Origin of the sequence: Leucobacter sp. M11 (genome assembly GCF_035726885.1) — a bacterium.
Classification (GTDB): Bacteria; Actinomycetota; Actinomycetes; order Actinomycetales; family Microbacteriaceae; genus JAPFRB01.
This window is the reverse complement of sequence record NZ_JAPFRB010000006.1, coordinates 23,980-29,670: the sequence shown is the minus strand read 5'-3', so window position 1 is coordinate 29,670 and position 5,691 is coordinate 23,980. Positions and strand designations below refer to the sequence as shown.

General features: G+C 70.1%; 5 protein-coding genes and 1 pseudogene. 1 reads left to right on the top strand and 5 read right to left on the bottom strand.

The features are described from left to right. The 4 genes and pseudogenes from OOT08_RS17165 to lysA form a co-directional block, all read right to left on the bottom strand. A pseudogene (locus tag OOT08_RS17165) lies at window positions 1–167 on the bottom strand (ATP-binding cassette domain-containing protein); the annotation flags it as partial. 5 nt (window positions 168–172) lie between these two features. Continuing rightward, window positions 173–1,132, bottom strand: coding sequence for an amino acid ABC transporter permease (locus tag OOT08_RS17160; protein ID WP_325094069.1), 960 nt, complete (start codon window positions 1,130–1,132; stop codon window positions 173–175). Between the two features lie 8 nt (window positions 1,133–1,140). Beyond that, the gene (locus OOT08_RS17155) at window positions 1,141–2,064 is read right to left on the bottom strand and encodes an ABC transporter substrate-binding protein (RefSeq protein WP_325094067.1); all 924 of its coding nucleotides are present in this window, start codon (window positions 2,062–2,064) and stop codon (window positions 1,141–1,143) included. Between the two features lie 57 nt (window positions 2,065–2,121). Continuing rightward, complete coding sequence (lysA, locus tag OOT08_RS17150) at window positions 2,122–3,426, bottom strand: diaminopimelate decarboxylase (protein WP_325094065.1); 1,305 nt, start codon at window positions 3,424–3,426, stop codon at window positions 2,122–2,124. Between the two features lie 82 nt (window positions 3,427–3,508). Between lysA and OOT08_RS17145 the strand changes: the two genes are divergently transcribed. Beyond that, entirely contained in the window at window positions 3,509–5,185 is a 1,677-nt protein-coding gene (locus OOT08_RS17145) for a PucR family transcriptional regulator (RefSeq protein ID WP_325094064.1), read from the top strand. Here OOT08_RS17145 and OOT08_RS17140 read toward each other — a convergent pair. Continuing rightward, on the bottom strand, window positions 5,127–5,691 hold a 565-nt coding region (locus tag OOT08_RS17140; RefSeq protein ID WP_325094062.1), incomplete at its 5' end, for an iron chelate uptake ABC transporter family permease subunit. The genes OOT08_RS17145 and OOT08_RS17140 overlap by 59 nt on opposite strands.

The following is a 5,691-nucleotide window of genomic DNA, read 5'->3' as shown; positions in this document are numbered from 1 at the left end:
TCCAGGTGGTTGATGCAGCGCAGCAGCGTCGATTTCCCAGACCCCGAGGGGCCGAGCAGCACCGAGACCTGGCCGGCGTGCACGTCCATCGAGATGCCCTTGAGCACTTCGAGGCTGCCGAAGCGCTTGCGCACCCCGCGGAGCTGGACGAGCGCGGAATCGCTGAGTTCGGTCATTTCCGGATTCCCTTCTTCTTCCCCTGGAACTGCACGGCGATCGCGCCCGTCATCTGCTTCGCACGCTCCAGCGGAGACGCGGGGGCGTTCCGCTCGATGCCCCGGGCGAAGTGCCGCTCGAGGAAGTACTGCGGGATCGACAGCAGCGAGACGATGAGCAGGTACCAGATGCTGACCACGATCAGGAGCTCGACCTGCTTCAGGTTCTGCGCCGAGATCTGCGTGGCCCGGGTGTAGACCTCCATGACCGCGATGAGCGACAGGAGTGAGGTGTTTTTGATCATCGAGATGAGTTCGTTGCCGAGGGGCGGGATGATCACGCGCATCGCCTGCGGCAGCAGGATCCGCACGAAGGTGTGGAAGGGGCTCATGCCGAGGGACGCCGCCGCCTCCTTCTGACCGGAGTCCACCGAGAGCATGCCGGAGCGGACGATCTCCGCGGAATAGGCGGCCTCGTTGAGCGTCAGCGCCAGGATGCCCGCGACAAAGGCCGTGAGCAGGACGTTCGTGTCCACCTCCCAGAACACGATGTCAGTGAAGGGGATGCCGAGGCGGATCTGCTCGAAGATGAGGCCGAAGTAGCCCCAGATCACGATCTGGACCAGCAGCGGGGTGCCCCGGAACAGCCACACGTAGAACGAGGAGAACACGACCGCGACCGGGTTCCCGGACAGCCGCATCGCGGCGAGCACCACGGCGAGCACCGTGGAAATGATCATCGCGATCGCGGTGATCAGCAGCGTCGTGCCGACGCCGGACACGATTTCGGGGTTGAACAGGTACTGGCCGACCACCGAGTAGTCGATGTTCTTGTTGGTCCAGAGCGCCTGGACAAACCAGGCGGCGATCAGGATCAGGACAGCGGCCCAGATCCAGCGCCCGGGGCGGCGCAGCGGCAGCGCCTCGATGTCGAAGCTCCGATCCTGCGCCGGGTTCGTGGTTGTTGCGGAGGTCATGGCTGTCGTTAGCCTTCCGTGGAGGCGCCGTTGACGATCGCGCGCTCGGTGGCGAGGTGGCCGAGGTTATGCGACTCCAGGATGTCCTGGTACACGCCCTCCTCGATGAGCGCCTGCATCGCGAGGCGCAGCGCCTCGGTCAGTTCGGTGTTTTCCTTCAGCGTGCCGATGCCCGTGTACACCGGGTTGATGCCGGCGGGGTGCTCCGGGTCCTCCACGTTTTCGAAGTCCTTGCCGTCGCCCGCGGTGGCCACGGTGTAGGCGGCGACCGGCGCGTCAACGGGGAAGGCAACGACCCGACCGGCTTTGAGCGCGGTCTGCGGGTCCTGGGCCGTCGGCAGCTGCTGGATGACCAGCTCGCCCTTGCCCTCGGCCGCGCAGGTGTCGGCGAGCTCCTCCAGCAGGGTGAGCTGCGCGCTCGCCTTCTGCACCGCAACCGGGTGGCCGCAGAGGTCTTCGAGCGTCTTGATGCCCTCGGGGTTGCCCTGCTTCACGACGATGGAGAAGCCGGCGTAGATCTCCTCGATGAAGTTCAGGGTGCCCTCGCGCTCCACCGTGTCGTTCATGCCCGACATGATGATGTCGAACTTCTTCGCCTGCAGCGAGGGGATGACGGTCTCGAAGGCCTGGTGGGAGATCTTGATCTCGACGCCGAGCTTCTCGCCGAGCGCCCGGGCGAGGTCGGGGTCGAGGCCGCTCTGCTCCTCGCCGTCGAGGAGGATGAACGGCGGGTAGGGGATGCCCGCGGCGGCGCGGATCACTCCGGCGTCGCGGATCGCGTCCGGCAGCGCCGCCTCGGCGGCCGCGTCCACGCCGGAGGTGACGGCGGCTTCGGGGGCCGGCGCGGGAGCCTCGGGGGCGCTGGAGCAGGCGGTGAGCCCGAACGCGGCGGCGAGCACCGCGGCGGCTGAGAGCTTCATGACGTTCTTCATGGTGGTTCCTCTTCCTTGGGGAATCGTGTCAAACAGGGGGAAAACGGGTGGTTCGGATCAGGGGGCGGTGGCCCAGGACTCCTCGTTGGGCCCGACGTGGTGCCCGAGGAATTCGGCGTAGCTCTGCCGACGCACGGCAAGCCGGCTGTGGCCGCCCGCGCAGAAGACGACGGCGGGTTTGAGCGCGCCGTTGTAGTTGTTGGAGAGCGTGTAGCCGTAGGCGCCGGTTGCGGCGAGGACGATCGTATCGCCCGGGGCGGGGGCGGCCAGTTCGGCGCGGTCGACGAGCAGGTCACCCGACTCGCACTGCCGGCCGACCAGCTGGGCGACGGTGTCGGGCTCCGCGTTCGCCCGGTCGGCGACGAGCGGCGTGAACTCCATGTTCATGAGCGCGACGTTCATCTGGTCGGCGAGCCCGCCGTCCACCGCGACGAAGGTCGCGCCCGTGCGCTTGACGTTGTTGACGCGGTAGGCGGTCATGCCGCTCCGGGCCACGAGCGAGCGGCCGGGCTCAATGATGAGGCGGCTGCCCTCCGGGAGCACCCGGCGGGCGGCGGCGGTGATCGCGTCGAGGTACTCGTCGAGGCTCGGGGCGTGATGCCGCACGTTGTAGTCCACGCCGAGGCCGCCGCCGATGTTATAGACGGCGAACTCGCCGAGCTCGCGGACGGCCTCGACCGCCCGCTCGAAGGGCTCGACCTCGAGGACCTGGGAGCCGATGTGCAGGTGCAGACCCACCACGTTGATGAAGGGATGCGCCGCCAGCCGGGCGATGAGCTCCTTGGCCTGCGGGATCGGCAGGCCAAACTTCGAGGTGGCTCCCCCGGTCGAGATCGCCTTGGGGACGCGGGGGTCCACGCCGGGGATGATCCGGATGAGCACGTCCTGGGGGCGGGTCAGGAGCGCGTCGAGGCGCTCGACGTCCGCGTCCCCGTCCAGCACAATCGCGCCGATCCCGGCGTCCACGGCCAGCACGAGCTCCTGCTGGCTCTTCGCGTTGCCGTGCAGGTGGATCAGCTCGGGCGGGGCGCCGGACTCCAGGGCGAGCAGCAGCTCCCCCGCTCCGGCGACGTCGATCGCGAGCCCCTCAGCGGCGGCGATTGCGTAGGCCGCGAGCACCGGAAACGACTTCGAGGCGAACGCGACCTGGCTGTTGGGCCAGCGAGCGGCGAGGCCCTCGCGGTAGGCCCGCATCCGGTCCCGGAGCCCCTGCTCGTCGATCACGTACAGCGGGGTGCCGTAGGTCTCGGCCAGCTCGGGCACCGAGCAGCCCCCGACCTCGAGGACGCCGTCGGCGCGCACCTGGGCATTCGGTGGAAAGATCCACTCAAACCGTGGATCGGTGAACCCGCTTGCTACCACTTCGCAACTCCTTTGTGTCGTCAGTACCGACTGTAGAAAGGAAAAGCACCAGAAAAGCTATCGGGATCGATAACCTTTACCCATGCCCTTATCAAAATCGATGAACTCATCGCTATTGCCCCTCTCGACCGGCCTGCCGCTGCGCAGCCTCGTCGAGCAGCTCGGGGAGGGCGTGCTCACCCAGGTGCACGGTTCGGAGCGCCCCCTGGCGCTCCTCGGGGTCACCTATTACGACACCGACCTCGGGTCGCACCCGCTCACCGGGCAGCTGCTCCTGCTGACCGCGCACGCGGAGCTCGGCCCGGATCGCCTCGAGCAGATCTGCGCGGCGCTCCGGCAGGGTCAGGCGAGCGGGGTCGTCGCCCGGTCCGCGCGGGGCGGGGACGAGCAGGCCCTCGCCCGCGCCTGCGCCCGGCACGACCTGCCGCTCCTGGAGCTCGCCCCTGGCGTGGGCTGGCGCGAATTCGATGCCCTCGTCAGCCGCCTCCTCGGGGAGCACGGGGCGGGGCTTCAGCTCGGCACAAACTCCAGCGATCGGCTGTTTTCCGTGGCCAATCACGTGGCGCAGGCCTTCGGGGGCTCGGTCGCGATCGAGGACCATCGGCGCAACATCCTCGCCTACTCCGCGCTCCCCGGGCAGGCCATCGACCCCCTGCGGGCGAGCGGCATCCTCACCCGGCGCACCCCGGACGGGCCGCTGAACGAGGTGCGCTATCGGCAGGTCTTCGCCGCGGACGGCATCTCCCGATTCCCGACCGAACACGAGTTCGCGCCGCGCGCCGCCCTGCCCCTGCGCGCGGGAAACATCCCGCTCGGCTCCATCTGGGTCATCGACCCGAACGGGGACGACCTCGGCACCCCGATTCCCCCGGAGAAGCGGGAGGTGCTCGTGCGCGCCGCGGAGCTGGCGGCCGGGTACATCGTGGACGCCTGGCGCTTCGACCACGGCGACGAGCGCTCGAAGGAGACCGCGCTGCGTCGGCTCTTCTCCGGGACGCCGCAGGAGAACGATTCGACGGTGCTCGGGATCCGTCCGGAGCAGAGCTGCCTCGTCCTCGCGATCGACAGCGGCCAGGCGCTGGAGGGCGATCTCAGCGAGCTGCGCTCCGCCGTCTCTCGGCACCTCTCCGTCTACGTCCCGGGCAGCATCTGCTCCGTCATGGACGGCAAGGTCGTCGCGCTCGTGCCGAGCACGGCCACGGCCCCCGTCGCCCGCTCGCTGGAGCGGCTCCTGCCGGAGTTGTTCCGACTCACGGGCCGGGAAAGCCACTGCGGGCTCAGCGACCCGAGGCGGCCGAGCAGCTCCCTCTCGGCCGACTACGAGCGGGCGGTCCGGGTGGCCGAGTGCGCCCGCTCGCTCCGCCTGCCCGTCGCCACCCCGGACACGGTGCAGCCCCAGCTGGTCCTGCTCGCGTGCGCCGACGCCCTCCGCGGCGGCGACCTGGTGCTGCCCGAGACCGCGGAGCTCCTCGCCGAGGGCCAGGAGGAGACGCGCGAGACGCTGCTCGCCTGGTTCGAGGAGCGCGGCAGCGCGCCCCGCGTCGCCGAGCGCCTGAGCGTGCACGAGCAGACCGTCCGCTACCGGATGCGCCAGGCAACCAGCCGCTTCGGCATCGACCTGAACGATCCCGACCGGACCCTGACGCTGTGGTTGCAGCTGCGCCTCGCGGGGCTGAGCGAGGGCGCGGCGGGGGGCCGCCTCAGCGTTTCCGAACCAGGATCGACAGGGTCAGGTACGCGCCGCCGAGGCTCACGGTGACGGCCCCGACGGGGACCTGGGTCGGCGCGAAGGCGTGCGCGGCGAGCCAGTCCGCCCCGCTCAGCAGCACCGCCCCCGTGAGGGCCGCGGCCAGGATCGGGGCGGACCGGGGCAGCAGGGTCCGCGCGAGGTGGGGCGCGGCGAGGGCGACGAACATGATCGGGCCCGCGGCCGCGGTCGTGATTGCGGTGAGCGCCACCGCGCAGAGCACGCAGAGGGCGCGCACCCGGGACGCCCGCATTCCGAGGGCGTTGGCGAGGTCGTCGCCGAGCGCCAGGATCCGGAGCTTCGGGGTAATGAGGCCCGTCACGAGCGCGACGACGGCCAGCGCCGCAAGCGCCGGGAACAGGTGCGCCCAGCGGGTGTTGTCGAGGGTGCCCGCGCCCCAGGCGGAGCCGACCGTCGCGGTGGCCGTGTCGGTCCGATAGACGAGCCAGCTGTTCGCGGAGGACAGGATCGCGCCGACGGCGATGCCGGTGAGGATGAAGGCCCGCCCGCCCACGCCC